General features: G+C 59.8%; 20 protein-coding genes and 1 CRISPR repeat array (1 of these 21 cut by a window edge). Of the genes, 3 read left to right on the top strand and 17 right to left on the bottom strand.

The features are described from left to right. Nucleotides 1-3,123: direct repeats of the CRISPR family, unit length 28 nt; unit sequence TTTCTTAGCTGCCTGCGCGGCAGCGAAC; it begins 747 nt to the left of the window's first position. A 129-nt stretch (nucleotides 3,124-3,252) separates the two neighbouring features. The 9 genes from cas6f to E0L37_RS09620 all read right to left on the bottom strand — a co-directional run bounded on the left by cas6f (nucleotide 3,253) and on the right by E0L37_RS09620 (nucleotide 13,461). Next, nucleotides 3,253-3,816, bottom strand: a complete 564-nt coding sequence (cas6f, locus tag E0L37_RS09580) for a type I-F CRISPR-associated endoribonuclease Cas6/Csy4 (protein WP_133491509.1) — start codon at nucleotides 3,814-3,816, stop codon at nucleotides 3,253-3,255. A gap of 3 nt (nucleotides 3,817-3,819) precedes the next feature. After that, complete coding sequence (gene csy3 / locus E0L37_RS09585; RefSeq protein WP_133491510.1) at nucleotides 3,820-4,857, bottom strand: type I-F CRISPR-associated protein Csy3; 1,038 nt, start codon at nucleotides 4,855-4,857, stop codon at nucleotides 3,820-3,822. A gap of 18 nt (nucleotides 4,858-4,875) precedes the next feature. Beyond that, a complete protein-coding gene (gene csy2, locus E0L37_RS09590; protein ID WP_133491511.1) occupies nucleotides 4,876-5,862 on the bottom strand; it encodes a type I-F CRISPR-associated protein Csy2 in 987 nt (328 codons plus the stop codon). Further along, nucleotides 5,855-7,141: a type I-F CRISPR-associated protein Csy1 gene (gene csy1 / locus E0L37_RS09595; protein ID WP_133491512.1), complete on the bottom strand. Its 1,287-nt coding sequence runs from the start codon at nucleotides 7,139-7,141 to the stop codon at nucleotides 5,855-5,857. The genes csy2 and csy1 overlap by 8 nt, the downstream gene beginning before the upstream one ends. Before the next feature lie 43 nt (nucleotides 7,142-7,184). Next, nucleotides 7,185-10,571: a type I-F CRISPR-associated helicase Cas3f gene (gene cas3f, locus E0L37_RS09600; protein WP_133491513.1), complete on the bottom strand. Its 3,387-nt coding sequence runs from the start codon at nucleotides 10,569-10,571 to the stop codon at nucleotides 7,185-7,187. Then, complete coding sequence (gene cas1f, locus E0L37_RS09605; protein WP_133491514.1) at nucleotides 10,568-11,542, bottom strand: type I-F CRISPR-associated endonuclease Cas1f; 975 nt, start codon at nucleotides 11,540-11,542, stop codon at nucleotides 10,568-10,570. The genes cas3f and cas1f overlap by 4 nt, the downstream gene beginning before the upstream one ends. Before the next feature lie 181 nt (nucleotides 11,543-11,723). Beyond that, on the bottom strand, nucleotides 11,724-12,701 hold the full coding sequence (locus tag E0L37_RS09610; RefSeq protein WP_133491515.1) for a YafY family protein: 978 nt from the start codon (nucleotides 12,699-12,701) through the stop codon (nucleotides 11,724-11,726). 175 nt (nucleotides 12,702-12,876) lie between these two features. Continuing rightward, on the bottom strand, nucleotides 12,877-13,173 hold the full coding sequence (locus E0L37_RS09615) for a HigA family addiction module antitoxin (RefSeq protein ID WP_082823923.1): 297 nt from the start codon (nucleotides 13,171-13,173) through the stop codon (nucleotides 12,877-12,879). A gap of 9 nt (nucleotides 13,174-13,182) precedes the next feature. Continuing rightward, nucleotides 13,183-13,461, bottom strand: coding sequence for a type II toxin-antitoxin system RelE/ParE family toxin (locus E0L37_RS09620; RefSeq protein ID WP_133491516.1), 279 nt, complete (start codon nucleotides 13,459-13,461; stop codon nucleotides 13,183-13,185). Between the two features lie 237 nt (nucleotides 13,462-13,698). Between E0L37_RS09620 and E0L37_RS09625 the strand changes: the two genes are divergently transcribed. After that, entirely contained in the window at nucleotides 13,699-14,031 is a 333-nt protein-coding gene (locus E0L37_RS09625) for a type II toxin-antitoxin system HicB family antitoxin (RefSeq protein WP_133491517.1), read from the top strand. A gap of 25 nt (nucleotides 14,032-14,056) precedes the next feature. Here E0L37_RS09625 and E0L37_RS09630 read toward each other — a convergent pair whose 3' ends face one another. The 5 genes from E0L37_RS09630 to E0L37_RS09650 all read right to left on the bottom strand — a co-directional run bounded on the left by E0L37_RS09630 (nucleotide 14,057) and on the right by E0L37_RS09650 (nucleotide 20,678). After that, the gene (locus E0L37_RS09630) at nucleotides 14,057-15,910 is read right to left on the bottom strand and encodes a hypothetical protein (RefSeq protein ID WP_133491518.1); all 1,854 of its coding nucleotides are present in this window, start codon (nucleotides 15,908-15,910) and stop codon (nucleotides 14,057-14,059) included. A 139-nt stretch (nucleotides 15,911-16,049) separates the two neighbouring features. Beyond that, nucleotides 16,050-17,279: an OmpP1/FadL family transporter gene (locus tag E0L37_RS09635; protein WP_133491519.1), complete on the bottom strand. Its 1,230-nt coding sequence runs from the start codon at nucleotides 17,277-17,279 to the stop codon at nucleotides 16,050-16,052. Between the two features lie 353 nt (nucleotides 17,280-17,632). After that, nucleotides 17,633-18,778: an acyl-CoA dehydrogenase family protein gene (locus E0L37_RS09640; RefSeq protein WP_133491520.1), complete on the bottom strand. Its 1,146-nt coding sequence runs from the start codon at nucleotides 18,776-18,778 to the stop codon at nucleotides 17,633-17,635. A gap of 97 nt (nucleotides 18,779-18,875) precedes the next feature. Next, complete coding sequence (gene zapE, locus E0L37_RS09645; RefSeq protein ID WP_133491521.1) at nucleotides 18,876-19,964, bottom strand: cell division protein ZapE; 1,089 nt, start codon at nucleotides 19,962-19,964, stop codon at nucleotides 18,876-18,878. A gap of 84 nt (nucleotides 19,965-20,048) precedes the next feature. Continuing rightward, entirely contained in the window at nucleotides 20,049-20,678 is a 630-nt protein-coding gene (locus tag E0L37_RS09650) for an alpha/beta hydrolase (RefSeq protein ID WP_133491522.1), read from the bottom strand. 284 nt (nucleotides 20,679-20,962) lie between these two features. On the opposite strand from E0L37_RS09650, the gene E0L37_RS09655 reads away from it, so the two are divergent. Beyond that, nucleotides 20,963-21,475: a YhcB family protein gene (locus E0L37_RS09655; RefSeq protein ID WP_014995886.1), complete on the top strand. Its 513-nt coding sequence runs from the start codon at nucleotides 20,963-20,965 to the stop codon at nucleotides 21,473-21,475. A 102-nt stretch (nucleotides 21,476-21,577) separates the two neighbouring features. Here E0L37_RS09655 and sat read toward each other — a convergent pair whose 3' ends face one another. The 3 genes from sat to E0L37_RS09670 form a co-directional block, all read right to left on the bottom strand. Continuing rightward, nucleotides 21,578-22,792 carry a sulfate adenylyltransferase gene (sat, locus tag E0L37_RS09660; protein ID WP_133491523.1) on the bottom strand — a complete coding sequence of 405 codons (1,215 nt, stop codon included), beginning with the start codon at nucleotides 22,790-22,792 and terminating at the stop codon, nucleotides 21,578-21,580. Nucleotides 22,793-23,051: 259 nt separating this feature from the next. Then, nucleotides 23,052-23,969: a diacylglycerol kinase family protein gene (locus tag E0L37_RS09665; RefSeq protein WP_133491524.1), complete on the bottom strand. Its 918-nt coding sequence runs from the start codon at nucleotides 23,967-23,969 to the stop codon at nucleotides 23,052-23,054. Between the two features lie 61 nt (nucleotides 23,970-24,030). Continuing rightward, nucleotides 24,031-24,789 (bottom strand): Nif3-like dinuclear metal center hexameric protein, encoded by a 759-nt coding sequence (locus E0L37_RS09670; RefSeq protein ID WP_133491525.1) that lies wholly within the window; start codon nucleotides 24,787-24,789, stop codon nucleotides 24,031-24,033. A 240-nt stretch (nucleotides 24,790-25,029) separates the two neighbouring features. On the opposite strand from E0L37_RS09670, the gene E0L37_RS09675 reads away from it, so the two are divergent. Next, nucleotides 25,030-26,133, top strand: a complete 1,104-nt coding sequence (locus tag E0L37_RS09675; protein ID WP_133491526.1) for a trypsin-like peptidase domain-containing protein — start codon at nucleotides 25,030-25,032, stop codon at nucleotides 26,131-26,133. Nucleotides 26,134-26,278 lie beyond the last annotated feature (145 nt).

Below are 26,278 nucleotides of genomic sequence, written 5' to 3' on the forward strand. Positions count from 1 at the left end.
CGATTTGGCGGATTCTATTCGTAGCGACAGAGATTTCTTAGCTGCCTGCGCGGCAGCGAACATGGCCAAGCGCGACATACCGTCACCCAATCTTTTCTTAGCTGCCTGCGCGGCAGCGAACGATCCAAGCGGCGAATTGTTCGGCTTCGTGGTTTTCTTAGCTGCCTGCGCGGCAGCGAACGAAATTCAACGATGCGGCTCGGGACCTGAATCATTTCTTAGCTGCCTGCGCGGCAGCGAACGTCTCTATCCCCGTCTGCTCCGTCAGATTTCTTTTCTTAGCTGCCTGCGCGGCAGCGAACGAGAATGGCTGACTGGGTCGCTTCCATAGTGATTTCTTAGCTGCCTGCGCGGCAGCGAACGCTGCGATTTTATCTCACGTCCACACTGGGCATTTCTTAGCTGCCTGCGCGGCAGCGAACCATATCATTCAGCGACTTACCCTCGTCTATCATTTCTTAGCTGCCTGCGCGGCAGCGAACGGGGGCGGGACTGGGGTCACGCGGTCAGGGGATTTCTTAGCTGCCTGCGCGGCAGCGAACGATCAGATCGCTGATCGCCTGCATGGGCTGCTTTTCTTAGCTGCCTGCGCGGCAGCGAACAGACATTGGCGCCATCGACCGGGAAGCCAATTTTTCTTAGCTGCCTGCGCGGCAGCGAACGCCGGTGTTCCGGACAGGCCCCATACGTGCTCTTTCTTAGCTGCCTGCGCGGCAGCGAACCCGGTGGCCGTGCTGTTCGGCATGCGCCCGTATTTCTTAGCTGCCTGCGCGGCAGCGAACATGTTGCAAAAACAGGTGGCGCGGGGGTAGTCTTTCTTAGCTGCCTGCGCGGCAGCGAACCCAGCCATTGTGTGAATGCCTCTTCGTTCCAATTTCTTAGCTGCCTGCGCGGCAGCGAACTTGTGCCCAGCCTGCTCTAGACACCATTTTGCTTTCTTAGCTGCCTGCGCGGCAGCGAACGCGATGGTGGGGACTTGAGTGACGATGTCCTTTTTCTTAGCTGCCTGCGCGGCAGCGAACACGCGGCCAGGCCGGCATTGATCCCGCGACCGTTTCTTAGCTGCCTGCGCGGCAGCGAACCCGATCAGCTGGAGAACTCCTGTCCGCACTGCTTTCTTAGCTGCCTGCGCGGCAGCGAACGTGCAGGCCTCCGTTTCACTCCGGTCGGATCGTTTCTTAGCTGCCTGCGCGGCAGCGAACTTGCCCTGATGCTGGCGGTCGCTCTGATTTTTTTTCTTAGCTGCCTGCGCGGCAGCGAACGCCCCGCCAGACGCCCCGCTTCCCCATATGAGTTTCTTAGCTGCCTGCGCGGCAGCGAACCCTCCATTCATGCGGTCGCGTAGCCGGGAAGCTTTCTTAGCTGCCTGCGCGGCAGCGAACTGGCGCCCCGATCCGATAGTGCCGCACCGAGATTTCTTAGCTGCCTGCGCGGCAGCGAACGTATCAACATCACTCGCCACCCCCACGCCCCTTTTCTTAGCTGCCTGCGCGGCAGCGAACTCCGGGGCGTCGATGGTCACCGTGATCAGCAGTTTCTTAGCTGCCTGCGCGGCAGCGAACCTCGTGGTCACCCGGGAAGTGCCGTCTCAATCTTTTCTTAGCTGCCTGCGCGGCAGCGAACTGGCAAACTTGCGCCGGTGGGCGCGTAACAACTTTCTTAGCTGCCTGCGCGGCAGCGAACCGATGACTTGAGTGCTGACAGCGCAGCAGAGTTTTCTTAGCTGCCTGCGCGGCAGCGAACGAGCTATCGGCTCGGTTCAAAGGCCGGATATCTTTCTTAGCTGCCTGCGCGGCAGCGAACACCACCTGGGGACCTCTGGTTCGCGACTCAAATTTCTTAGCTGCCTGCGCGGCAGCGAACCGCCTGCCAGCCGCCTTCATGTGATCGACATATTTCTTAGCTGCCTGCGCGGCAGCGAACCAGGAAGAGCTGGCCCAAGCGGATGATCTGAATTTCTTAGCTGCCTGCGCGGCAGCGAACGCGCTCAGGGTCGAGGCGCGGCGTCTGGCTCTTTTCTTAGCTGCCTGCGCGGCAGCGAACCGTTCAACAAAAACAGCGTTATTGTCCTGGGTTTTCTTAGCTGCCTGCGCGGCAGCGAACAATGACTTAGCGTGAATCGGACGGTAAGACGCTTTCTTAGCTGCCTGCGCGGCAGCGAACTCCATAATCGCCCATTTATATGTTCCTGAGCTTTTCTTAGCTGCCTGCGCGGCAGCGAACTCAGGGATGTTGCTGACCAGGGGGCTGACCGTTTTCTTAGCTGCCTGCGCGGCAGCGAACTCGGCGCTGCTGAATGAGGCTGCCGCCGTTGTTTTCTTAGCTGCCTGCGCGGCAGCGAACTGGCCCGTGCGCGTATGGGGCTGCTGCGTCCTTTTCTTAGCTGCCTGCGCGGCAGCGAACGATACAGGCCGCCATTCATGACTACGCCCGCGTTTCTTAGCTGCCTGCGCGGCAGCGAACTGGGTCAGGATCCAACTCCACACGTGCAGCTTTTTCTTAGCTGCCTGCGCGGCAGCGAACCGTGTCCGGCATGTTGCGACGATGCTCCGCGATTTCTTAGCTGCCTGCGCGGCAGCGAACTCATCCAGCAGTGCGCGCCTTCAGTCGTCTTTTTTCTTAGCTGCCTGCGCGGCAGCGAACCGGGCATATCGCGCCAGGCGATGTTGACGAAATTTCTTAGCTGCCTGCGCGGCAGCGAACCGTCAGTTTGGCCTTCATCGCTGCTGCAAATTTTTCTTAGCTGCCTGCGCGGCAGCGAACGAAGCGGCAACGGCGTTCATCGAAACTGTAATTTTCTTAGCTGCCTGCGCGGCAGCGAACTACGGCAACGCGATTAATGCCGAAGCGGCAACTTTCTTAGCTGCCTGCGCGGCAGCGAACAGAGCCTTCAAGCGCGGGCCGTGGGGAGTCTCTTTCTTAGCTGCCTGCGCGGCAGCGAACGCATTGCGACGGTTATGGCCCCCCGGGGTCGATTTCTTAGCTGCCTGCGCGGCAGCGAACGACATTACAGTTTTCGCCTCGAGTTACACCGGTTTCTTAGCTGCCTGCGCGGCAGCGAACAAGAAGTCCCCCCCGTGAAATGTGGTCAAACATTTCTTAGCTGCCTGCGCGGCAGCGAACTAGAACCAAACGAATCTAACTCCCTGATTTTTAAAGAACAAGGCTAAAAAGAAGCGCCACACCCCAAATTTTGGAGCGTGACGTAAGTTATTGATTTTAGGAAAGTATTAATTGGAATCAAAAAAAGGGTCAGAACCACGGTATCGTTGCGGTAGGGCTGAGACCGTAGCGGCTGAAGCGGCCCGTTACCGGATGTACCTGCAAGTCACCGTGCTCTATAAACAGGCAGAAGTGCTGCCCCGTGCTCTGGCTACGCAGCGTCACGTAGGGTAAATCAACCTTGCGCTCCACCGTGTCTGGGATTCGCTCCCGAGCCTGTTCCAGAGTTTCCTCGTGACGCCGCGCCCGGCGACGCCGGAGACGTTCCGCATTGGTCTTGAATTGGCGGCGCCGGACCACACGATGCTTGGCATTGCCTGGCACCGGAGCCAACCCTGTCATTTGGATATGGTCACGCATGCCGGCCAGACAATCTTGACTCATTAAATGATCCAGAGCCGCGGCACTGCCATGCAGACGCAAGACACCACCCAGGGATTTCGGCCGCCGCTGGTGCTCCGGGAAACTGATACCAATGTCATCAGACTGAAGCTTGACCAAAGCGCGATGTAATTTACCGTACAACGCCCCCATGAGAATGGTCGACGTAAACTCCGGATCGGGAAGTATCCGGATATCAATATACTGGTCCATATCTCACCCCGCGTCTCCAAACACCCCGCCACGAATCAGGATGGCCATCACGAAATGTTGCTGCTCCACCGTGGGTGCCTGGTCCTTTAGCATCCAGCTATCCAGAAGGGAGTAAAAGTCAGCTTTTTGCTTGGGTTGGCGACAAGCCTTGCCCTGGGTCGTCACCGACCCATAGGGTTCCACCGCGATGGGTCCCAAGTTCTCGTCCTCCTCCTTGGGGTACCAGGTATCGATGGTACGGATGGCATTACCCAGCTTCTGGGAGTGCATCCCAGCAGTTTCACCGACTCGATACAGCGTTTTGCTCTTGTCACCACGTCCACGATCGAGAATCAGTTCCTGGGAAGGGAACACCTCTTGTCCGGCTCCAAGGCGGGCGAAGGCCACCACTTCCAGTAGCACATGACGACTTCCCGACAGCCCGTCGGTGATACACCCTGCTAGCGCCTGCAAAGAGGCTTTTGCCTCCTCGGTAGGTTCGAACCCCCGCAGAGACAGGGAAAGTGCATCGAAGGTCCAGATTTCAGCCGGCTTACCTTGCTCCATTAACCGCACCTGTACTTCAACCTGCTCGGCCCCCACTCGATTGCGCCACAGGAAGCGGCCATTCGCCAGATTATAGGCGTAGCGGCTCGCGAGCTCAGTAAAGCCGTTCGCCGCAACGTAGCCCCGTACTGCCTGATACAGCCTGGCCTGATAATCAGAGTCATTACAAGCCGAAGGCTTACCGGCGCCGCTGAGCACCCGTAGGGTGAAACGAGCCATAAGGGTATCGGCCTCGCTGGGTAAGGCCGCCACATCCACGGTTTGTAGATTGGGATTCTCGATAGCGGCGTCCAGCTTGGCCGGATCCTGATCCTTGGTTTTCAAGCGATTAGATATGGTCCCCCGAACCGACTTTTCCCGGATAGTGACCGCCGGCCATTCGCCAGCCTGGTCGCGCCGCGACCATTGCCCGGCGAAAAACAGCGCATCGGACGGGTCCAGTTTACGCTCGAAAGCAAGCACGGATGCGGTTTTGAGTTTATCGTTCTTGGCCATGATGGGTATCCCCTCTCGTTAAGCGGTAATGGGTTTATCTCTGTAGTCATTGCGGAGCCGGTACAGCCCCGAGTCCAGGTCGTTATCCACATACCAAAGCAACTGCTCTGGCCGCTCCAGGCGGTGGGGGCTGACCCATTGACCAACGGAATACAGGCTCTCCACGAACCGGAATGGGGTCGACGCATCCCGCGTCCGAGCCACTTCACCAGGATCGTAAAGCCGGGACAGGGCGCCATAGCCCACCGGGATGGGCACGATCCAACCGGGCCGATGACGTACCTCCCACTCCACGGCGTCATGGCTTTCACCCTGACTGTTGGTGGCGGTTTCCAACCGGCAGGTATGGTTCAGACGAGACAGGTCCAGCCAGGCGTCCAGCATGGAAAACTCCGGGTTCACAGAGCGCAGTTCATCAAGATGTTGCTGAAGCAGGTCATCCCGTGACACCAAAACAAACCCGGGCAGGCACCGCCGACGCAAGCGCTTGAATTGCATGACCCGAGCCTCCGCGTTGTCATCCAGTTGTATTAATTCAGGCTTCAATCTGGATGGCCGGCCACCGCTCAGAGCCGGCATAACACTCCCGCCCGCGACGCGCATGCCCGCCACTATCCCGGCGATCTCGTTCGCTACTTGACCCAGCTCCGCCCCTTCGCCGGCACAGGCACCTCCTTGAACCGAGAAGATCAGTGTAATGTCGAGATGGATACGCCCTTCCTCGACAATCGCCGCCGTGGCTCCCGTCTTATCCACTGGGTTGCGAGTCAAATGAAAGGCACGCGTGAAGCCGCCTTCTGTGACTTGAGCCTGGTAGTGGTGGCAGACAACGCCTACCGCGTCGAACTCCAGATCCAGAGTCTCCGGCAGCTTGCGTTCCAGAGCCTGCATCAGCCCCACGAAGGCACTCATGCCCGGAAAGCCCCAGGTCATCGGGCTGGAAACCGCATTGGCATTCTGAATGCGCAAATGCGGCAATATCAGTAGGTTACGTACATCAGACATAGGGCAGGTCCTCCTGCAGCGCGTTCAGCCTCTTGGCTAATTGTTTCTGCCAGAACGCGAATTCCGCATCCCCGAGTGGCCGGGATTTGCCAAACTGGGTATTCAGCCAAGTCGCGAAGCGATGCCGAACCTCCTGCGCCCAGTCGCCCTGCTCCCGGCGTTGAGCAAAGCTTTCGTCATCACGCCAAGGGTCAAGCCATAGCGCTTCCGCATCCACCAGACGACAATCCGGCGAGGCACTCCACCCCGATTCGAGCACCGAGTAACGGCTGGCGAAGGCCACCAATTCATCAATCAGGGCGCCCACATACTCATCACGGCGATCCCGAGTTTCAGCATTCGGCTCCGCGTCCGACATCAATAGGCGGCGCAGCCCGGACAACAGCCGACGCACCTCCTTGCGCCGGCCAAAACGGGGAAACACCGAGTCCGTGAAAAACGGGGGTTTGATACCGCTATCGGCCCAGGTAGGCGGAAGCGAGGCGAGTAAATAGTTACTGCCACCCCGCTCGCTATTGAGCTGGGAGATGTTCTGGGGTTTGGTACCTCCGAACTTCTGAACAGCGATATTGGGGTAATCCCGATATCCGCCTTCCCAGTAGCGGCCGTCCCGCCGGGCTTGCCGGGCCGCCTTGGTGGTCTCACCGAAACGGTCCTCATTGATCGTTTGATAGACACGATGGGCCAAAGAGGTGGCGTACAAGGGGGCAAGCAGATGAAAGCTTCCGTCATCTCCGGGGTCGTCACCTACCAGCCAGTACACCTGCTTGGCATGGGTATGGGACGCTTCACCACCTCGGGGCTCCGTGATGGCGGCAAAGGAAGTCATCCATTCCCTGGCCTGTTCCGGATCCTTGCTCAGGGCAGCCGTCAGGGCTGGATCCCCCTCCAACACCCGGTCCAGAAAAGAGCGCCCGTTATGTTCCAATTTGAGGAACTTATACACATCCAGGGCCGCCGCGTTACCCACCACATCGCTGTCGAAATCCTCGGGGAGCAAATGGCTGCCTACCAGAGAGTGAGGCACTAGGCTTTCCGGTGGCGCATAGAGATTAGAACCCTTAGCGTCCGGATGGAGGGGTTTGAGCGAGTGAGTAACCACCTGCAGCTGACCGACACGACGTGCCGCGTCACCCACCCAGGTTTCCAGCTCGTACTGAACGGCTAGCTCCTCACGTTTCGGGTCTTCCGGAGCCAGCTTCTCTGTTTTAGCTGCTAACCGTTCCTTAAGAAACCTTTTAATCACCGAATGCAACTGAGCACTTTCTAATTCAGGCATCTTACCTGCCCCTCCCTATTACTCTTCCCTTACTGAAACCATTTTATCGCCGCTTCGAAAACCCCAGGGCCGGATGAAAACGCCAGCCCTGGGCACTTTCCGGCAGCGTGACCACGCCGAAGGTCCGAGCGGCGTTTTCCAAGGCCATGCCTTTGGCGTCCGCGAGCTCCACCAGTGCCCCCAGGTAGTCCGGCGTTCCCCATGGCTGAATCCTTGGCCCTCTGTCATCGGTCAGATCGATCCGTTCGAGCTTGCTCTTTTCCACGGGAACATAAAGCTTCTCGTGGCGTTTTTGACTGTCCTGGATCAGATGCAGTATCCAGTCCTCTCCACTCTCATCCGGCAGCAAAACCAGTTCGTCTTGGCGAGCCGATTGATAGCGGAAGGGCTGATACTGGGGCATGACGCCCAATAAATGCAGCCGGGGCATCCGGTACCAGCTATAGGCCCCCAGAGGAGGCGAAGATGGCACTCTGCGCAGACGCTTGCGTTCACGCGGCGTCAGAGACGCAGGATCCACGGAGGACATATCAGGCCCCGCGTCCCTGAGCGGCTCCAACAGGGATGTCCGCAAGCGCTCGTGTTCAAGGTCCACCAGACTCTCATGAGGCCGAAGCACCTGCCGTTCCAGAATGCGCGGCCGGGCATCCACGACCGCCCATTCCTCCGGCCGCATCAGATCATGCAGTGAGTGACTATTAAGGCGCCAATCACCAGCGGTCTCGAAGCCAGGCCGACAGAAGGCCGGTTCGCTTGGACGCTCCAGGTGTTTCAGACTAGTATCCAGAAGCACCATATTGGGGGCATCACAGGCCGCTTCCCGGTGCCGCCGCACCCGGCCCGCCAGTTGAATGATCGATCGCATGGACGATGGCTCCACCACCGCCCAGTCATAATCATGATCGCGCCCCACCTCAGTAACTGGGGACCCCAGCACTATAAAAAGCTGGTCCTGTTCCGGATGAGCATCCAGGCGTCGCCGGATATCAGGCATCTCGAAGACCGCCTTGGCGTCACGGCGGTCCAGAGCACGATCCAGACACCGTTCAATCTCAGACCGTACCAATAGAGGATGCTGGGAGTGATAGACGCAAAGATGAATTCTCCGCCCATCTCTTGCCCCGAGCCGATATAACGCCAGGGCCACGTCAAAAATGGGATCGATATTGGCCATGCGGATCAAACCAAAACTCACCCGCCTGCCACCATGGGGATCGACGCTATGATGGCGATCATGCAGGCTCTCGGCATGATCTCGCAGACACTCCGCCAATGACTGACGAATTGGCGCCCCATCTTGCCCAAGCCCCTTCAAATCACCGATTTCCGACCGGCGGAGTATCTCTGCCTTAGCCAGCCGCTGATGTCGGCGCTTGGCGAATTGCTGGTGCATGCCTGAAAAACCGTCACCGTCCGAGCAGGTCTCATGGTGGCGGTCGTGTTCGTCGAACCAGGCGCAGCAAATCTCCACGGGGCACCCCGGCTCGCCCCGGTTCTTTTGATATTGCTCCCGGCCATCCCGATAGGCCTCAAAAAGACCACGCACCAGCGAAGGCGGCAAGGTAGCCGAGGACAGCAACACCCGCGAGCCCAAGAGACCAGACCAATGCACTAGCCGGGTAAGTGCGGGTAAATCATCGATGTCGAAGTCGTCGATCTCATCCAAAACCAGATCACTGCTCATCAAGCGCAGCATGGGAGCAATCTGTCGGCCACCGCGAGTCCCTTCGGTGGCGGGAATCAAATGATCGACGGTGCAGACCAGAATAGGTGCGGCAATCAGATTACGAACATTTGGATCCTGATTCAGCCGCCGCAGAACAGGGTGAGCATCAAAGTTGCCATCGAAAGTGACGTGTCCATCCTCCTCCATCAGGCTCTGGACAGAGGCCGATCCTGTGCGCTCAGCCTGCTGTTCATAGTGCTCGAACAGCGCCCGGCTGGCGCCGCCGCCCACTCTTACCGCCAGCTCATCTTCACCGAGGTTAAGGCGCTCACGATAAGCCTGCCCGGTCTGCAGAGTCAGGGTACGCAGGCCCAATGCAACGCTGAACCGAGCCCCTTTCTCCGGATCAGCAAGAGCATAGAGAATACGACCGTTCGCCAGAGTCTTCCCGCAACCCGTGGAGGCCATATTAATGCCAAAGAACCCTTGCCTTTCGCTACGCTCGCGGATTGAGCGGGCCAGATCGAATGCCTTGTCCTGCCAGCGGAAGCGGGGGTGATCACTGCGTTTTCTAAAGCCTTTATGGCGAGCAAGACGAGGGAGGTGTCGGACCATGCTGGGCAGTGCCCGACTCACTGCCGCGCTGTGTTTCTCCACCCCCAAGAGATGTTCATCCAGAGGCTGTTTCAAAACACCGGCTTTATCGGTATTAGCGTAGAGGGGATAACCCCTTTCACCGCGAACCCGGTGTCTGCTTTCCTCAAGGCCGGAATAGTAATGGTCCGCCAGCATCAGACTCAGTCTTGCCAAATGCATGACATAAGGATTATCCAGCACAGGGGATGAGTAATGCGGCAAACGCTCGAGCAAACGCCGGGCCAGATGCCCGGCCCGCTCACGCCACCTGGATGTAGTTACCGGCAAAGCGTGTTCAAAACACCAATAGGGTTCAACCTGTTCCCGAACACAGGTGTCGTGGACCTCATTCCAGTCCGCGCTAATGACAGCGGGTATATCCTGAAGCTGATCCGACCGCAGCGCGGGGCGCAATACCCCCCAGCGAGGCCGTCTACCTGAATCATCGGGCTCGCCTGGTTTCATCGGCAGCCGGTGATGTGTCACGATCAGCCACCCTACTGCCGCGGCCAAAGGCGGTAGGTGGCGAAACGGCGAGGCACCATTGTCGTCCAAACCATCCCTCTGCAACTGCTGAAGCCATCGATCGTCATCCTCCAGACCGGGCCCAAGCAGCCTTCCCAGCCAACCGGCATCGTCATCATTACCGACGAAAGCGGCGAACAGGCGTAGGGAAATCCATTCATGCCGATAGAGGTTACGGCCTTCAAGCTTTCCAACCAGCCGATTCTGAAAGGCAAGACAAGCCTTCCCCAGGTCATGCATAAGAGCAGCCAGGCCAGCTAACAGCAGGATGTCTTCACCGGTATGCCAGTCGTTCTCGTCGTTCTGGCGCAGGACATCCCGGGAAGTGGTATTCGTGGGTGTCGCCCCCTGGGTATTGAAGCGGCTGGCATCCCCAACGATCCACAGCAGCTCGCTGTGGTCGTGCCCGCGAATCCAGTGACATGCCACCGCGGTATTTTTGCGTGCCGACTTTCGTAATAATCGACGCAATGTATCCAGTCCGGCCCGGGTAATCGGAGTTTGCCAGGTTCTGTCGCCGCGGCGCTCGGCAAACTGGTCCAGAATCCGGCGCGTCTCGCTCAGAGCGTTTTTGCTGCATTGGGAAACAAACAGCACATTCATTCGATGCCCTGCCCGAGATCCTGCGCGATGCTCTTCAAGGTATCGATCATAAAGTCCAGCGACTCGGTCCGAGCAAGCCGCTCGATACAGGCCTGGCGGAATTCCTGTTCTTCATCGCCTCGCATGGCGGAAAGAAACGCCTGAGGCAGAATTACCGCATCCTTGACCAGATCCGCCACGTCGAAAACCAGCCCACCTCGCCTTGTCTTGCCGTGGAGTACAGCCAGACCGTGGGGGATCCCAAGCACCCAAGTGGCCGTGGCCGCGAGCCCGTAGGCCAAATAGTTGCCATGATCGAGAAAGCGATTGGCGGGATCGGTGCCACTGCCCCGCTTGGCGCGGGCGAAGTCACCATAGTCCACCGCCCGAGTGGCCATTTTGAACAGGGCCTTGGTAAGCCTCGCCTCCAGGGTGAGTAAATCCGTGGTATTGGTAGCCTCTTCGATCGCTTTCCGATGATGCGCCAGAGTCGAGGCCAGAACGTCAGCGGTTACTTCAAAGCCAGAGTCCTTGAGAGCCCGACTGAGCCATAACGTTTCAATTCGTGCCAAACGGGACAACTGAAAGGCACGAGCCGCATCGAGCCGCCGTTCGTCATCGAACCAGAACCGCACCCAGTACTGCAGGTACTCAGTAGGCCGATATTCACTTTGCGGCGTCAGCCAGGCCACATCCACATCAACCTCATTGGCCGAGAAAAGCGGCGTACCACCCCCTCCACAGAAACCCACCAACACGCCGGCCTTGGCCAGCTCCCTCATTGCAGCTTGAGTAATGGAAGTGCCTGTACCAAGCAAGAGCGTTGTTGTATTGGCAATAGGGATATTCCAATACAAAGATTGGCGCCCCTCATCGGTGACATACTCGACTCGCCCGCCATTTACCAATACCCTGCAATGCTGCAAATAATAAATATTGGCCCGTTTCGAATGGAGTATTGTCTTCAAATCCGTCGGCGATATGTCCTGCATAATCCCCCCAAGGAGTCTGTCCTCGGCGCCTTTTCACACCGTCACAGTCTGATTTGCAATTTTCATAGCTCTAATGACTACTTAAGACCCTAACACTCCCTCTGCTCACCAAATGGCACCACTGAGCATAAAGACAGTCTAATAATGGGCGCCTTATATAGAGACTCGCCCTGTATCCACGTCATTCACTCTGCTTTCCGACGTAGCCTATCAGCGCCCCCTCCAAACGCTCCCGCACTGCCACCCGTAATTCCAGCGGCTCCAACACTTTCACATCCGGCCCATGCCGCAACACCTCCATGATCAGTTCCGTAGGGTCCGAGTACGGCACTTGGAGGTGGTAACCGTCATCCCGCCATTCTCCCCGCTGGTCCGGGTGCCAGAGTTCGTCGGCGACCCAGCGGGCGGCGCGTGAGGAAAAGCGCAGTTCCGCCCAGTAGGACGGCGCGCCGGAGAAGAGGCCGAAGCTGTCGCCGATGAATGCCTCCAGAGATTCAGCGTCGATCTGTTTATAGGGGCGGTCGTCCATCCGCGGCACCTCTATTCGATCGAGAGAGAAAAGGCGCAAGTCACCGGCTTGCTCGCAGTAGGCCAACAGATACCAGTTGTGGCGATAATGAAGAAGCCGCTGTGGGTGTACCGTGCGCTCTCCGGATCCGTCATGGCTGCGGGCCCGATAGCGAATGCGCAGGCAAGTATTGGCGAGGGTGGCATCGGCGATGCCGATAAAGACGGGGTTGTCGACCGGTCGTTGCAGGACAGGAAGCAGTCGGACTTTCTGGCCCAGCCTGGTTTCATGCTCGCTGGCATCCCCCAGCAATTTCTGGATCCGCTGGCGAATCGGAGTCAATCGCTGAGCCATCAGGCCCGGCTGTACCGTTTCCAGCAATTGTTCGCAGGCCAGCAGTGCGTAGAGCTCGCTGGCGTTCATCCAGAAACCGGGCAGTTCGAACTCCGGAGCTTCCGGGTCGTAGTAATGGCCGTTACGGTCCCGGTCGTAAACGATGGGCGCAGCAAAGAAGTCCCTGAGATACTCAAAATCCCGGGTAATGGTATTACGAGTTACCCCCAGTTCCTCGACGAAACGCCGCATTGGCACCGGTTGCCGGGCGTTACGCAACAAACCGTGGATACGGTAAAGACGCTCCAGGCGGGTCACGGCAAATCCTTATGCATTTTTATTGTAGTATCGAATGTAGCTCTTTGTGACCTTCGTCACAACTGATCCTGGGCTTTAAAATGTGTTTCCTCTCTGATACCGGATCACAAGAGTAATAGTTCCCGGCAGCCCCCTCCTCGAAGGTTTTTAATGGCCGGATTTTAGGGGCTACACGTCAAACAACGGCATGGATGTCAGTAATGTCGCCCTGCTGACGTGCCTGCCACAGATCATACTGAATCTGCTCGCGGAGCCATGTTTCAGCACGCGCTCCACGCTCCGGGCCGCCGAGCCAGACCTCAAGGCGACGGGCCAGCTCGATGGAAATGGCAGCCTTGCCGTTGAGAACACGAGACAGAGCTACCCGGGATACGCCGAGTTGGCGAGCCGCTTCACTGACGCTGAGCCCCAAAGCCGGGAGTACATCCTCACGCAGGGTTTCCCCGGGGTGAGGAGGATTGAACATCTCCATAGCGACCTCCTAATGGTAGTCCTGATAATCCACGAGAATGGCATCGCCGTCCTCGAATGCGAAAGTGAGTCGCCAGTTACCATTCACCCACACGGAATAGTGACCGGCCAAGTCACCTTTGAGGGGATGAAACTTCCAACCGGGGACGTCCATCTCCTGAGGTGAAGCGCAGGCGTTGAGTCGGCTCAACTGACGGCGAAGTTTCGGCACATGGGGCGACTGAATACCGGCGGTGCTGCCGGTAGTGAAGAACTTCTTCAGCCCCTTATGGCGAAAACTTTTAATCACTGGCCGCCCCCACTTGCTGCTTGCGAAAATTGTATCGCGTATCGCATCACGATACAAGCCTTGATTATACCCGCCTCGAGCAGGGCTGGAGCCGCCCAAGTGTGCCATCACGGTATTACTATTTGATATCATATATCGCAAGCAGCGCAGCACCCTGAAGGCCATCTACTCCAGTAAGGCCAAGCCGTATCAGGTACGTGACGCACGGGCCTTCCTTGAGCAAGCAGGAGTTACCCCATGAGTGCAATGACCTACAAGGGCTATGCAGCCCGCATCGAGTACAGTGACGAAGACAATCTATTCGTTGGACACATCGCGGGCATTCGTGACGTGGTGGGTTTTCATGGCGAGTCCGTTCAGGAATTACGCGCCACCTTCGAGGAGGCGGTCGATGACTATCTCGATACCTGCGCCAAGCTGAATCGCCAGCCGCAAAAGCCTTACTCCGGCAAGCTCAGCCTGCGACTGGAGCCAGAGTTGCACGCAACGGTTGCGGTCAGAGCTGAACTCGCTCACAAGAGCATCAACCAATGGGTCGCTGATGTGCTGAGCCGGGAAACTCGCACATAATAGTCCAGCAATAAAGCCATCCCACCTAAGGCCGCACCGAAGGCGGAGAGAAGTGCTCGTGCGGCTCCGGTTGGTATTGGAACGCTTCCAGCGATGCCGGGAAGGCCATTGGCGTCGCACATTCAGGGCCACTGGACGTGAATGCCACGTCCGCGCATAACGGCTCCGGAGTGAGGCTTTCCAGGTAGGCGCGGATGGCCGGCGCCTGCTCGGGATAGATCCGGTCCAGTACATACCCCACCCGCTCCGCCACGCCGGTTTGCGCGATGCGATGCCGCCAGCCCTGGCGCACCACATAGTCGGTGTCGGTGACGGCGAGATCCCGTTGGTATCCCAGACGAAATCCGGTCAGGGTCTCTTCGAACAGCATGGCCAGGTCTTCGCGGGGCGTGGTGTAGGCGTAGAAGTCGTTGGTGACGTCGGCGAAGAACCAGTCCGCCACCTGGTCCGGGTCCAGTTGTTTTTGCGCTTCGGTGATGGGGTCGCCGTAATAGCGGACCCGGGCCAGTTGCGTCAGGTTGGTGTCCCGGGGGCCACCGGGCAGGGTCGCCGACACCGGCGAGCGGCGATTGACCTCGTCGACGATACGCAGCTCAGCGTCCAGAAAGGGAAGCACGGAGGGCGGCAGATAATCGTTGGCGTGGGCCAGTTCGTGATAAAGGGTGTTGGTCAGTCGGGGGCGCAACCGATCTTCGCTGATCACCACCCGCTCGCCAGCGGCGGGCAAAGCGGGCATGGGCCCGTCATCGGAGAGAAAACGGCTGACGATCCGGAACGGCAGGTCTTCACCGAAACCACTACGGGCATCCGGCTGTTCATTGATCAGATCCCGCTCCTCCGGGGTGAGCCACAGGTAGCGGGGATCCAGGTAGATGGCGCCGGTGAGCGCCCAGTAAAACGAGGGGCGCAGGTCGCTGGAGATCACCACGGCGGTCACTGGCCGCAGCAGGTGGCGCAAATCCGCTTGCGTCTCAGGGTCGCGTAATAGCGCTTCGAAACGCTCGCCCATCCAGTCGTGGCTGACCAGCACCCGATCCATGATCCGGTCCACCGTGGGCGAATCCCCCTGCCCTCCCAATGGCGGCAGTTCCGACACCCGGCACAGCCGGGCGCCATCCAGTTGATTGTCATAGACACAACGTTCCAGTACCGGCCGATAGGTGGAATCCCGCCGATAGGCTCGCACTTCTTGCAGCGGTGTCGTCGTGGCGCAGTTCGCGCCATCTCCGGCACAGAAGTAGGGGCTGGTCACCGGCGGACGATTGCGTACCACTACCCGCGCCTGGTCAGTGAAGGTGCCTTCGGCGGTATCGACACTGGCTTCGAACATCAATACCCGATCGCCGGGCACATCCGGCGCGGTCAGGTACACGACCGCCGGGTCGCTGCCGTAGGCGAGGGAGGCGGTGGGTCCGCTCACTTGACGAAATCGGGGTGCCGAGACCGGCGCCTGGTCATCCAGCCAGAAACGCAGGGAGGTGCGCCCACCGGCACTGACCGAGCGATCCGCGCGCAGAGCAGCCCTGGCCGGCTCACCATCATCAGCCACGGTGACGACAAACTCATCGCTGATGCTGCCCTGGTCCGAGCCGGCCTGGAAATGAAATCGATAACGCCCGGGGTCGCTGACCCGGAAGCTGATCGCCAGACCGTGGCGATCTGGTAATACCACCGGCGTGCCTTCCAGCTGAGTCCATTGGTATCGGTCGTACCGATCCGGCAAAACCGCGACGATACCCACCACCTGATCGACACCGGCAACGCTGTCGCCATGCAAGGTCAGTTCGGTGATGTCATCTTGAAGCCGTGGCTCGCCACCGCTGGAGCCACAACCCGCCAGCGGTATCAATAACAGCAGAACTATCGCGACTCTGAACATGATCCCACCCGGTCCGTATCAAGCACAGCCTGGAGCAAGGAGGGCGGGAAAAACAATAGGGTTTACGTTAACGGGAGGAGAGGTTGAAACAAAAACGGCGCGGCCGAAGCCGCGCCGTCAAGATCGTCCCGAAAGGCGATCAGAAGGTGTAGTTGAGCTGCGCGCCCACTACGTTGGCATCCAGTTCATAGGTGCCGGACAGGGGCGGCTTGGTGCCGTCCTGACGGGTGATATCCGCGTCGCTGACGAAGATATGCGCGTAGCCTACATCGATGCTCATGTTGTCCGTGGGCTTGAAGCCCGCACCGAGGGTAACCCAAACACGATCGGAGTCCGGAGACGCCGCGGACCGGTTGGAGGTACCTTGGGTGGAGTCTTCCTTGGCCACGCCGAAGCGCAACACGGTGTCGTTGGTCAGGGTATGGCGCAGACCCAGGGAGTAACGCACGGTGTTCTCCCAGTCGAAGTTTTCCACCGCGGGGTTCGGCAACGGAGCCGGGCCATTGTGTTTGACGTCCAGTGTGCTCAGATCGCTCCACTCCATCCATTCGACGCCCAGCAGCAACTGGGTACGCTCGGTCATGTTACCGGCGTAAGAGAGCTGCAGGCTGGCCGGCAGATCAATGTCGGCTTTGCCGGAATATTTTCCTGCCAGGGGGCCGGCCGCCGCCGGGTGGAAAGTAATATCACCGTCCACGGTGTATTCCATCTTGGAGCGGTAAGCGATACCAAAGCGGTTGTTGTCGTCCGCCTGGTAGGTCAGGCCGACATTCCAGCCCACGGCGTCATCGTCGCCTTCCAGACGGGTGGCGGCGTTTTGCAGATCCGCGTCGATGCGCTGGTAGCTGACGCCCACGCCCACGTTCAGCTTGTCGGTGACCTGAATGCCCAGGGACGGGTTGATATTCACTGTCTTGACGTCGGATTCCTGCGCGTAGAAGTCACCGGAGGTGATGCCCGGAGCCACGGCATTACCCCAGCCGTTCTGGTACTCGATCTTGGTGCCAAAAGGCGCGGTCAGGCCAAGACCGAAGGTCATGGTGTCATTGATCGGCACCGCCAGGAACGCGCTGCCCACGAACGGTTCAACATCCTTGAAGTTGCCCGGACCGGAGGCACTGTCCGCTTTGAAGTCGGTATCGATCCAGACCTGATGACCGGTCACGGTGACCTGGGCCTTCTTCAGGCCGGCCAGCGTTGCCGGGTTGTACCATTGGTTAGAGGCGTCTTCACTGAGCACCCCGGAACCGGCATAGGCGGTACCCAGGGCGGAAACGGATTGATAAGAGACAGAGAACCCGGAACCCATTGCCGAACTCACCGCCAGTGACAGCGCCGATCCTACCAGAATCGCACCTTTTATTTTCATGATTTTCTCCATCGTCCTGCGAGCTGAATAAAGGCGTCCTTGGGCGAGACTCATACAAGCCTCAAATCCCTTATACACCTGATAAAAGCACTCGCCTAGCCACCCCATTGGGCCAATCACCGCCTTCCGCACGGCCATACAACATGGCCTTCACGGGGCATGCGACGTTCGCGGACCCGGATTCCTTTTATTTTCCCCACTGGAACGGGCCCGGGACGCCTCAGCGAGCACTTGTGCGCAAAGGTTATACAGAGATATACATTTGGGGAAGATTTGTATTGTAAAACCGCACCCACGTGCCGGATCGCCCCAAGGCGACCGGTACGTGGGGGGAGCAGGAGTGGAGGGGCGAATCAACCAGCGAGCAGGGCCCGGCTGATGATGGTCTTCATGATCTCATTGGTGCCACCGTAGATACGCTGCACCCGGGAGTCAGCGAACATGCGTGCCACCGGATACTCCCACATATAGCCGTAGCCGCCGTGCAGCTGCACGCATTCATCGACGATTTCGCATTGCAGGTCGGACACGTAGTACTTGGCACCGGCGGCGGTGGGGACGTCCAGCTCCTTCTTCAGATGCAGCTCCAGGCAGCGGTCCACGTAGGCGCGGGCCACTTCCAGCCGGGTGTGCATCTCCGCCAGTTTGAACTGGGTGTTCTGGAAATCGGCGACGCGACGGCCAAAGGCGGTGCGCTCCTTCACATAGTTGAGGGTGTGCTCGAAGGCGCTTTCCGCCATGGCCAGACCGTTAATGGCGATGCCCAGGCGTTCCTGCGGCAACTCCTGCATCAGGTAGATGAAGCCCATGCCTTCCTCGCCGATCAGGTTCTCCGCCGGTACTTTCACATCCTGAAAGAACAGCTCGGAGGTGTCCTGGGCCTTCATGCCCACCTTCTTCAGGTTCTTGCCCTTCTCGAAACCCGCCGTGCCCGCGTCCACCAGCAGCAGGCTGATGCCCTTGGCCCCCTTATCCGGATCGGTCTTGGCCACGACGATGACGATATCGGCGTTTTGACCATTGGTGATAAAGGTTTTGGAGCCGTTCAGGATGTAGTGATCGCCCTGTTTCACCGCATTGGTCTTGACCCCTTGCAGGTCCGAGCCGGCACCGGGCTCGCTCATGGCGATGGCGCCGATCAGTTCACCGGTCACCATCTTCGGCAGATACTTCTGCTTGAGCGTCTCCGAGCCATAGTGCTCGATATAAGGGGCGACGATCTCGGTATGCAGCCCCCAGCCAATACCGGTCAGCCCCGCCCGGGAAACTTCCTCGCTGACCACCACGCTATATAGAAAATCCGCGCCAATGCCGCCGTAGGCTTCGCTGACCATGGGGCACAGAAACCCTTGTTCCCCCGCTTTGCGCCACAGTTCACGAGGCACCTGGCCCTCCTCTTCCCACTGTTCATGGTGAGGCACGGCTTCATTTTCCAGAAAACGACGGACGGTATCGCGGAACGCTTCGTGGTCGGAACTGAACAGGGTACGGGGGATCATGATGTTCTCCGGTTATTGTTGGCAGAACCGGCGCTCGGCCGGCGAAACAGTCAACCAGAGTGAAACAAGTGGTGCGGGGGGACAATGACCAAAACGATCAGGCCAGGTGCTCTCTCGCCAGGTATTCTTGCGATTGCATTTCCAGCAAACGACTGCGGGTGCGCTCGAACTCGAACTCCAGGCGCCCGCCCGCGTAGAGGTCCTCGATCGGCACTTCCGCGGTGATCACCAGTTTGACCCCACGGTCATAGAATTCATCGACCATGTTGATGAAACGGCGGGCGCGGTCATCGGTGGCCACCCCCATGCGTTCCACGCCGGACACCAGGACGGTGTGGAATTCCCGCGCGATTTCAATGTAATCGTTCTGGCTCCGCGGGCCGTCACAGAGGGCCTCGAACCGGAACCAGACCACATCGTCGGCGGATTTCACGGTGGCGATCTTGCGCCCTTCCACCAGAATGTTGCCCTGCTCCCGACGCCGGCCATGGTCACCGGACAGCGCTTCGAAGCGTTCGCGAATAAAGCGGTCCGCCTCCGGCCCCAGAGGGCAATGGTACAGCTCGGCTTGCTCCAGCAACCGCAACCGGTAATCCTTACCGCCGTCCACGTTAAGCACCTTGGTGTGCTGTTTGATCAACGCGATGGCCGGCAGGAAGCGGGCCCGCTGCAAACCGTCCCTGTAAAGCCCGTCCGGTTCAATATTGGATGTGGCCACCAGCGCCACGCCCTCATCGAACAGCGTTTCCATGATGGTGCCGAGGATCATGGCGTCGGTGATGTCAGTGACGAAGAACTCGTCGAAACACAGCACCCGATAGCGCTGGGCGAATTCGCGGGCGATGCTGGTAAGCGGGTTTTTCTCCCCCTGGCGGGCACGCATTTCCCGATGGATTCGTTGCATGAAACGGTGGAAGTGCATGCGCCGCTTTTCCTCGAACGGCAATGCTTCGAAGAACACGTCCATCAGGTAGGTCTTGCCGCGCCCGACCCCGCCCCACATATACAGGCCGGTTTCCGGCGTAGGCTTGCGCTTGCGCAGCCGACCCAGAAAACCACCGCCATGACGCGGCTTCAATAACCGGTGATAGAGCGCGTCCAGAGCCCGCACGGCCTCTTCCTGGGCGGCGTCGTGCAGGAACTCCGGGCTGGCCAGATCGGCCTGGTACTTCTCTAGCGGCGTCATCGGTTGAACAAACTCAAACGGCCAGTGGACGGCGGCTCAATGTAGCGTTCTCATTGCCGGGAGACAAGCAACACGGGCGGCGATTCACGGCAACCGTGAGGCGGCGACGTCACGTAATTCCAACAGATGGCCGTGGAAGAAGTGGCCACTTTCGGGGAAACGGATCAGGTCCGGCGCCAGCGGTGTGGTCTCGACCCAGCGGAACACCTTCTCCACCGGAACCACTTCGTCGTCCTCGCCCTGCACCACCGTCACCGGGCAACCGACCGATTCGATCTCGTCGAAGGGGTAGTTGTGCACCGCCGGCGCCACCAGGAACAATGCCTTGGGCCCGCTGCCGTTGGCGGCCAGGATCTCGGCGCCACGGGCGGCCACGAAAGTGCCAAAGGAAAACCCGGCCAGCCAGAACGGTAATCCCGGGTAACGCTTGCTCAGCCAGTTGTGCACCGCCATCAGGTCCTCGGTTTCGCCAATGCCTTCACTGTAGGCTCCCTGACTGGCGCCGACACCGCGGAAATTGAACCGTACCACGGCGGCCTCCGCCTCGCGGGCGGCGCGGCTCAGCGTGGTGACGACTTTGTTGTCCATGGTGCCACCGAACAACGGATGAGGATGACAGATAATGGCGATCATCTTCGGGTTATCGATGGTCCCTTCCAGCACGGCCTCGAGTTTGCCTTCCGGCCCGTCCAGCAACAGCCGTTCCGAGCTCATGATTATCCTCCCGAATTCCTGGTGTAACGCGTGTGTTCACGCCGGTCCCTGAGACTGATCCGGCTCATGTTTTTAAATACCGGCGGCCGTTTACAGTTGGCGCCCGGGCGATGTCTGTGCTGCAATACGGCTTGATCCGGGTACGGCACCAAACCGCGCGGTCGTGGTTGTATGGTGCATGACAATGGTGGACGGCGCGAGCCGTGTGGAACGGAGCCGGTCCACCGGGTATCTGGTGCGCCATCCGGGTAGTAGGACCTGTTCAGGGTCGCTAGGAGTATGACATGGATATGCTGACAACCAATCTGATCTCATTCGTGGTGGGCCTGGTGCTGGGCGCCGGCCTGCTCTATTGGCTGCTGCCCGCGCGGCGCCAGTCCAGCCGCGTGCTGCGCGATCGTGATGACGCCCGTCAGGCGCTCAATCACTACCGGGATCAGGTGGATCATCATTTCCTGCGTACCGCCGAGTTGGTCAACGAACTGACCAACGCCTATCGCGCGGTGCATCAGCAATTGTCCGAGGGTGCCAGTGAATTGTGCAGTGAAGCGGGCCGTCAACGGGCCGCCGCCAAATCCCTGGATGCCGCCGGTGAACAGAACATGCCGGTATCACAGCCGCTGGATTACGCGCCCAAGGCCAAAGGAACCCTGGCCGAGGACTTCGGATTGCGCGCCAATCCGGACGGCCCGTTCGAGCCGGTCAACGTGGACGACAACGCCAAGCCGGCGAACTTCGTCGAGCCGCCGCGGGATTACGCGGACGTGGACAGCGAAAGCGATGACAAGAAAGCCTGAAACCCTTCGCGGCCGAGGCCGCTTCCCACAGCAGCCTGGTAGCCCCTCCGTGGGAAGCGGCCTCGGCCGCGAATCAATTCTCGATAGCCTTCAAGCAGCCGATCAGCGGGCGGAATGCCCTGTCAGTTCCACCTTCACCTTCTCGTGGTCCTGCAGCCCTTCGTAGTAACGGCGCAGCACTTCCAGTACTTCCGGGCGGCTGAAGTTGTCCGGCACGTCGCCCCCTTCGCTCAGCAGCTTGCGCAGCTTGGTGCCGGAAACCAACACGCGGTCTTCCGCTTCGTGCGGACAGGTACGCATGGAAGCCATGGTGCCGCACTTGTCGCACCAGAAGGTCCAGTCGATTTTCAGCGGTTGGGTGATCAGCGCGTCATCGGCGATTTCATCGAAAATGTGATGAGCGTCAAACGGACCGTAGTAATCGCCCACACCAGCGTGGTCGCGACCAACAATCAGATGGGAGCAGCCGTAGTTCTGACGGAACAGGGCGTGCAACAGCGCCTCGCGAGGCCCGGCGTAACGCATGTCCAGCGGGTAACCGGATTGCACCACGGTATTCTTCACGAAGTACTTGTCGATCAGGGTGCCGATGGCTTCCTGACGCACCTCGGCGGGGATATCACCGGGTTTCAGGTTACCCAGCAGGGAATGCACCATGACACCGTCACAGATCTCGATGGCGATTTTCGCCAGGTGCTCATGGGAGCGGTGCATCGGGTTGCGGGTTTGGAAAGCGGCCACGGTTTTCCAGCCTTTTTCCTCGAACATGGCGCGGGTTTCAGTGGGCGTCATGTAAATGCCGGCGTATTTGGTGGGGAATTCGCCCTGGCTGAATACCTTGACCGGACCGGCCAGATTGACCTCGCCCTGGGCCATCACCATCTTCACGCCCGGGTGCTCTTCATCGGTGGTCTTGAACACCTGCTGGCATTCGTGGGCCTTGTCGATGCCGTACTTCTCGGTCAGCGTCAGCACGCCCATGATCTCACCGGACTCGTCCACCAACGCCACGTCCTGCCCTTCATTAAGGCCTTCGGCGGTGGCCGCGTCAGTGGACAGGGTGATCGGGATCGGCCAGAACACACCGTTCGCCAGCGTCATGTTGTCACACACGCTCTGCCAGTCGGCTTTGCCCATGAAGCCGTCCAGGGGGGTGAAACCACCGATGCCGAACATGATCAGGTCACCCCGCTCCCGCGAGCTGAGTGTGATTTTCGGCAGAGTTTCAGCGGCTTGCAGCGCCTGCTCCCGCTCGGAGCCTTCCAGCAGCAGGATCTTCAGCGTATCGCTGCCATGCGGTTTCACCAGTTGTGACATGTTCACTCCCTAGAGGTCATTTTTTGGGCATTAACGGGCGCGGATTATACCGGCCAGCGGCGACGATCCTCCACCGCTACTAAGAATATTACGTTTGGGTCTTATTCTATGGGGGCCATGAACCATGATGACAGCTGTGGGAGCCCAGCTTGCTGGCGAAGAGGCTTACGGACCTTCGCCAGCAAGCTGGGCTCCCACAGCGGCTAAAGAGCTGTGTGCTTTGTCTTTTCGCTGTCAACCGCCCACTGTCAATTGTCAACTACCGCGGCACCCGGACCGGCACCGCCTGATTCTCCAGCACGATTTCCGCCGGCAACCAGCCAGCGGGGTCGCCATCCGCCTGGATCGGCTCCGGGCCCGGTTTCGGCCAGGCCACCTCGCCCACCGGCCGGACGTCACTACCGGCCAGGTGCCGGGACACCTCCACGGTGACTTTCTCCGCGCTCACCGAAGCCACGCCGTCACGCCGTTCCAGCCGCCCCATCATCAGCGCCACCAAGCACCCCAACAGAAACCACACCCCGGAGCGCTGAAACAGCAGCACCTGCAGTTTGGCACGGGCGATGTTGGCCTGCCGGCTGAGGACGAAGCTGCCGCCGTAGTAGCGGCCATTGGTGATCACCGCGGAGAAACAGTCCAAAGGCCGGCCATCCACCGACACCCGGTAGCTCACTTTTCCGTAACGAGCCAGTTGCCGGATCATGCTGAGGGCATAAGCCAGCTTGCCGATCCGACGTTTCAGGATCAGGTCCACCTGATCGACCACCCAGGCGTCGTAACCCACTCCGCACATGACCATAAAGCGGCGACCGTTGAGCGTCGCCGGCGTCACCGGCAGGGATTGGCCAGCCAGCACCACTTCCGCCGCTGCTTCCGGACGGCGCGGCAACCCCAGTTCCTTGGCCAGCACATTGGCGGTGCCAATCGGGAACAAGCCCAGCGCCACGCCTGGGCGCAGCCCATTGAGGACCTCGTTGACGGTACCGTCGCCGCCGGCGGCGACCACGCAATCCCCCTGGTCTTCCAGCTCCCGCAGATAGCGAATCGCGTCCCCGGGGGCGCGGGTGTGATAGAGGCGAACGCGCGCGCCGCCCTGTTCCAGGGTGCGGATAAAATGCCGCAGCCGGCGGTCCCGGCCGCCGCCGGCGGTGGGGTTGAAAATGACGGTTATGTTCATGCTGTCCTGTACTGCATGCGCCCGGCGGGAATGGCACGCCATGACGAATCAGAAGGGGGCCTCAAACCGGATTGTCGATGTCAATGAAGGTGTGTTCCAGGCCGTATTCGTCCGCCAGCCATTCCCCCACGGCCAGCACTCCGTAGCGCTCGGTGGCGTGATGGCCGCAAGCAAAGTAATGAATGCCGGTCTCGCGGGCGAAATGGGTGGTCGGCTCGGAAATCTCGCCGCTCAGGTAGGCGTCCACACCCAGCGCCTGAGCCTGATCGATAAAGCCCTGGGCGGCACCGGTGCACCAGGCCAGGGTCTCGATCTCATCCTGGGTATCGCCGATATGCAGCACTTGGCGCCCCAGCACCGATTCCACGTGAGAGGCGAACTCGTCGGCGGTCATCGGCCCGTCCAGACGCCCCACGTTGCCGATCGGAAAACTGTCCCGTGGCTGCAGTCCGCCTTCCACCACCAGGCCCAGACGCCGCGCCAACTGCGCATTGTTGCCCAACTCGGGGTGGGCATCCAGTGGCAAATGATAGGCGAACAGGCTGATGTCATGGCGCAGCAGGCTCTGCAGACGCTGCTTCTTCATGCCGCGTACCCGGGCGTCCTCGTTCTTCCAGAAGTAGCCGTGATGCACCAGAATCGCGTCCGCTTCCTCGACAATGGCGGCATCGATCAGTGCCTGACAGGCGGTGACACCGGTGACCAGATGGCGCACCTGCTCGCGACCCTCCACTTGCAGGCCGTTGGGGCAGTAGTCCTTGAACCGGTGACTTTGCAGCTCGGTGTCCAGCACCGACAACAGACGGTCTCGTTTCAGCATGGGGCACCCTCCCGGGGATCGATTGGCGGCTTTTCCAGCAGCGACGCAGTGGCGCGCGGATCATCAACAGGCTCCAAAACAAGCTCATTCTACCGTTGATCTGCTACCATGAACGCTTTATGGAACCAGCGCGGCGGCCCGCTCAGCCCGGCAAACTAGCCGGTTCGCCGGACCGGAGCAAGTTTCTCTCCGTTTCTCCACAACCGGTGCGCGCACCGAGGCAAAGAACGAGGCATTTTCATGGGGGCTGTAACTCGACTGATCCGTTTCCTCGCCTTACCGGTGCTCGCCGGTCTGCTGGTGGGATTCGGTGTGCTCTGGTGGCATCAGCAGGGCCCGGGCTCCGCGCGCGGCCAGGGCGCCCCCAGCCCGGACAGCTACGCCAGCGCGGTCAACCAGGCGGCGCCGGCGGTGGTGAACATCTACACCACGCAGATCGTCTCCACCGGTGCCATTACCCAGGACCCTCTGTTCAACCGTTTCATGGAACGGCCCCGCCGGGAACGCGCCCTGGCCAGCCTGGGTTCCGGTGTAATCGTCGCCGATGACGGCTACATCCTCACCAGTTATCACGTGATCCGGGACGCCGACGAGATCCTGGTGTCGCTGCGCGACGGCCGGGATGCCCCGGCCCGGGTGGTCGGCACGGATCCCGAAACGGATCTGGCGCTGCTGCAGATCGCTCTGGAGGATTTGCCGAAAATCGAACTGAACGGGCCGGACCAGGTGACCGTCGGCGATGTGGTGCTGGCCATCGGCAACCCGCTGGGGGTGGGCCAAACCGTGTCCATGGGTATCGTCAGCGCCACCGGCCGCAGTCATCTGGGTATCGCCACATTCGAGAACTTCATTCAGACCGACGCCGCCATTAACCGCGGCAACTCCGGTGGCGCGCTGATCGATACGCGCGGCCACCTGATCGGCATCAACACGGCGATTCTGTCCTCCACTGGCGGCTGGCAGGGTATCGGTTTCGCCACTCCCGCGTCCATTGCCCGCGAGGTAATGTCGGATCTGATCGAACATGGCCGGGTGATTCGTGGCTATCTCGGCGTCACGGTACAGGACATCACCCCCAATCTGGCGGAGACCTTCGGCATGGACCGGGTAGCCGGCGGCGTGATCACCCAGGTAGTGGTGGACAGTCCGGCCAATCAGGGGGGGCTGCAACCCGGTGACGTGCTGATCGGCATCGACGGTGAGACCATGAAGGACGGCTACGAGGCCATGAACCGCATCGCCGGTACCGCTCCGGACACCAAGGTGACGCTCAACGTGATCCGCAACCGCACTCGCATGGACGTGGACGTCACCATCGGCACCCGGCCGGCGGCGGAGGGCTAACACCGATTCGCTGCCAAGGCAGCTTGTATGTTGGCGTGGCAAGTCGATAGTAGGCAGAGAGACTTGTCGGGGTGGCGGGACCTAGGCAGCTTCTGACCCCTTCGGGTACAGACCGTGGGAGAAATGACCCCACCCCGCACCTACA

Origin of the sequence: Alcanivorax sp. 24, assembly GCF_004360225.1 — a bacterium.
Taxonomy (GTDB): domain Bacteria; phylum Pseudomonadota; class Gammaproteobacteria; order Pseudomonadales; family Alcanivoracaceae; genus Alloalcanivorax; species Alloalcanivorax xiamenensis.

Excerpts from the sequence above, each read along its gene's own strand:
- cas6f (WP_133491509.1), bottom strand. The coding sequence starts at position 3,816 with ATGGACCAGTATATTGATATCCGGATACTTCCCGATCCGGAGTTTACG.
- csy3 (WP_133491510.1), bottom strand. The coding sequence starts at position 4,857 with ATGGCCAAGAACGATAAACTCAAAACCGCATCCGTGCTTGCTTTCGAG.
- csy2 (WP_133491511.1), bottom strand. The coding sequence starts at position 5,862 with ATGTCTGATGTACGTAACCTACTGATATTGCCGCATTTGCGCATTCAG.
- csy1 (WP_133491512.1), bottom strand. The coding sequence starts at position 7,141 with ATGCCTGAATTAGAAAGTGCTCAGTTGCATTCGGTGATTAAAAGGTTT.
- cas3f (WP_133491513.1), bottom strand. The coding sequence starts at position 10,571 with ATGAATGTGCTGTTTGTTTCCCAATGCAGCAAAAACGCTCTGAGCGAG.
- cas1f (WP_133491514.1), bottom strand. The coding sequence starts at position 11,542 with ATGCAGGACATATCGCCGACGGATTTGAAGACAATACTCCATTCGAAA.
- E0L37_RS09615 (WP_082823923.1), bottom strand. The coding sequence starts at position 13,173 with ATGGAGATGTTCAATCCTCCTCACCCCGGGGAAACCCTGCGTGAGGAT.
- E0L37_RS09625 (WP_133491517.1), top strand. The coding sequence starts at position 13,699 with ATGAGTGCAATGACCTACAAGGGCTATGCAGCCCGCATCGAGTACAGT.
- E0L37_RS09630 (WP_133491518.1), bottom strand. The coding sequence starts at position 15,910 with ATGTTCAGAGTCGCGATAGTTCTGCTGTTATTGATACCGCTGGCGGGT.
- E0L37_RS09635 (WP_133491519.1), bottom strand. The coding sequence starts at position 17,279 with ATGAAAATAAAAGGTGCGATTCTGGTAGGATCGGCGCTGTCACTGGCG.
- E0L37_RS09640 (WP_133491520.1), bottom strand. The coding sequence starts at position 18,778 with ATGATCCCCCGTACCCTGTTCAGTTCCGACCACGAAGCGTTCCGCGAT.
- zapE (WP_133491521.1), bottom strand. The coding sequence starts at position 19,964 with ATGACGCCGCTAGAGAAGTACCAGGCCGATCTGGCCAGCCCGGAGTTC.
- E0L37_RS09650 (WP_133491522.1), bottom strand. The coding sequence starts at position 20,678 with ATGAGCTCGGAACGGCTGTTGCTGGACGGGCCGGAAGGCAAACTCGAG.
- E0L37_RS09655 (WP_014995886.1), top strand. The coding sequence starts at position 20,963 with ATGGATATGCTGACAACCAATCTGATCTCATTCGTGGTGGGCCTGGTG.
- sat (WP_133491523.1), bottom strand. The coding sequence starts at position 22,792 with ATGTCACAACTGGTGAAACCGCATGGCAGCGATACGCTGAAGATCCTG.
- E0L37_RS09665 (WP_133491524.1), bottom strand. The coding sequence starts at position 23,969 with ATGAACATAACCGTCATTTTCAACCCCACCGCCGGCGGCGGCCGGGAC.
- E0L37_RS09670 (WP_133491525.1), bottom strand. The coding sequence starts at position 24,789 with ATGCTGAAACGAGACCGTCTGTTGTCGGTGCTGGACACCGAGCTGCAA.
- E0L37_RS09675 (WP_133491526.1), top strand. The coding sequence starts at position 25,030 with ATGGGGGCTGTAACTCGACTGATCCGTTTCCTCGCCTTACCGGTGCTC.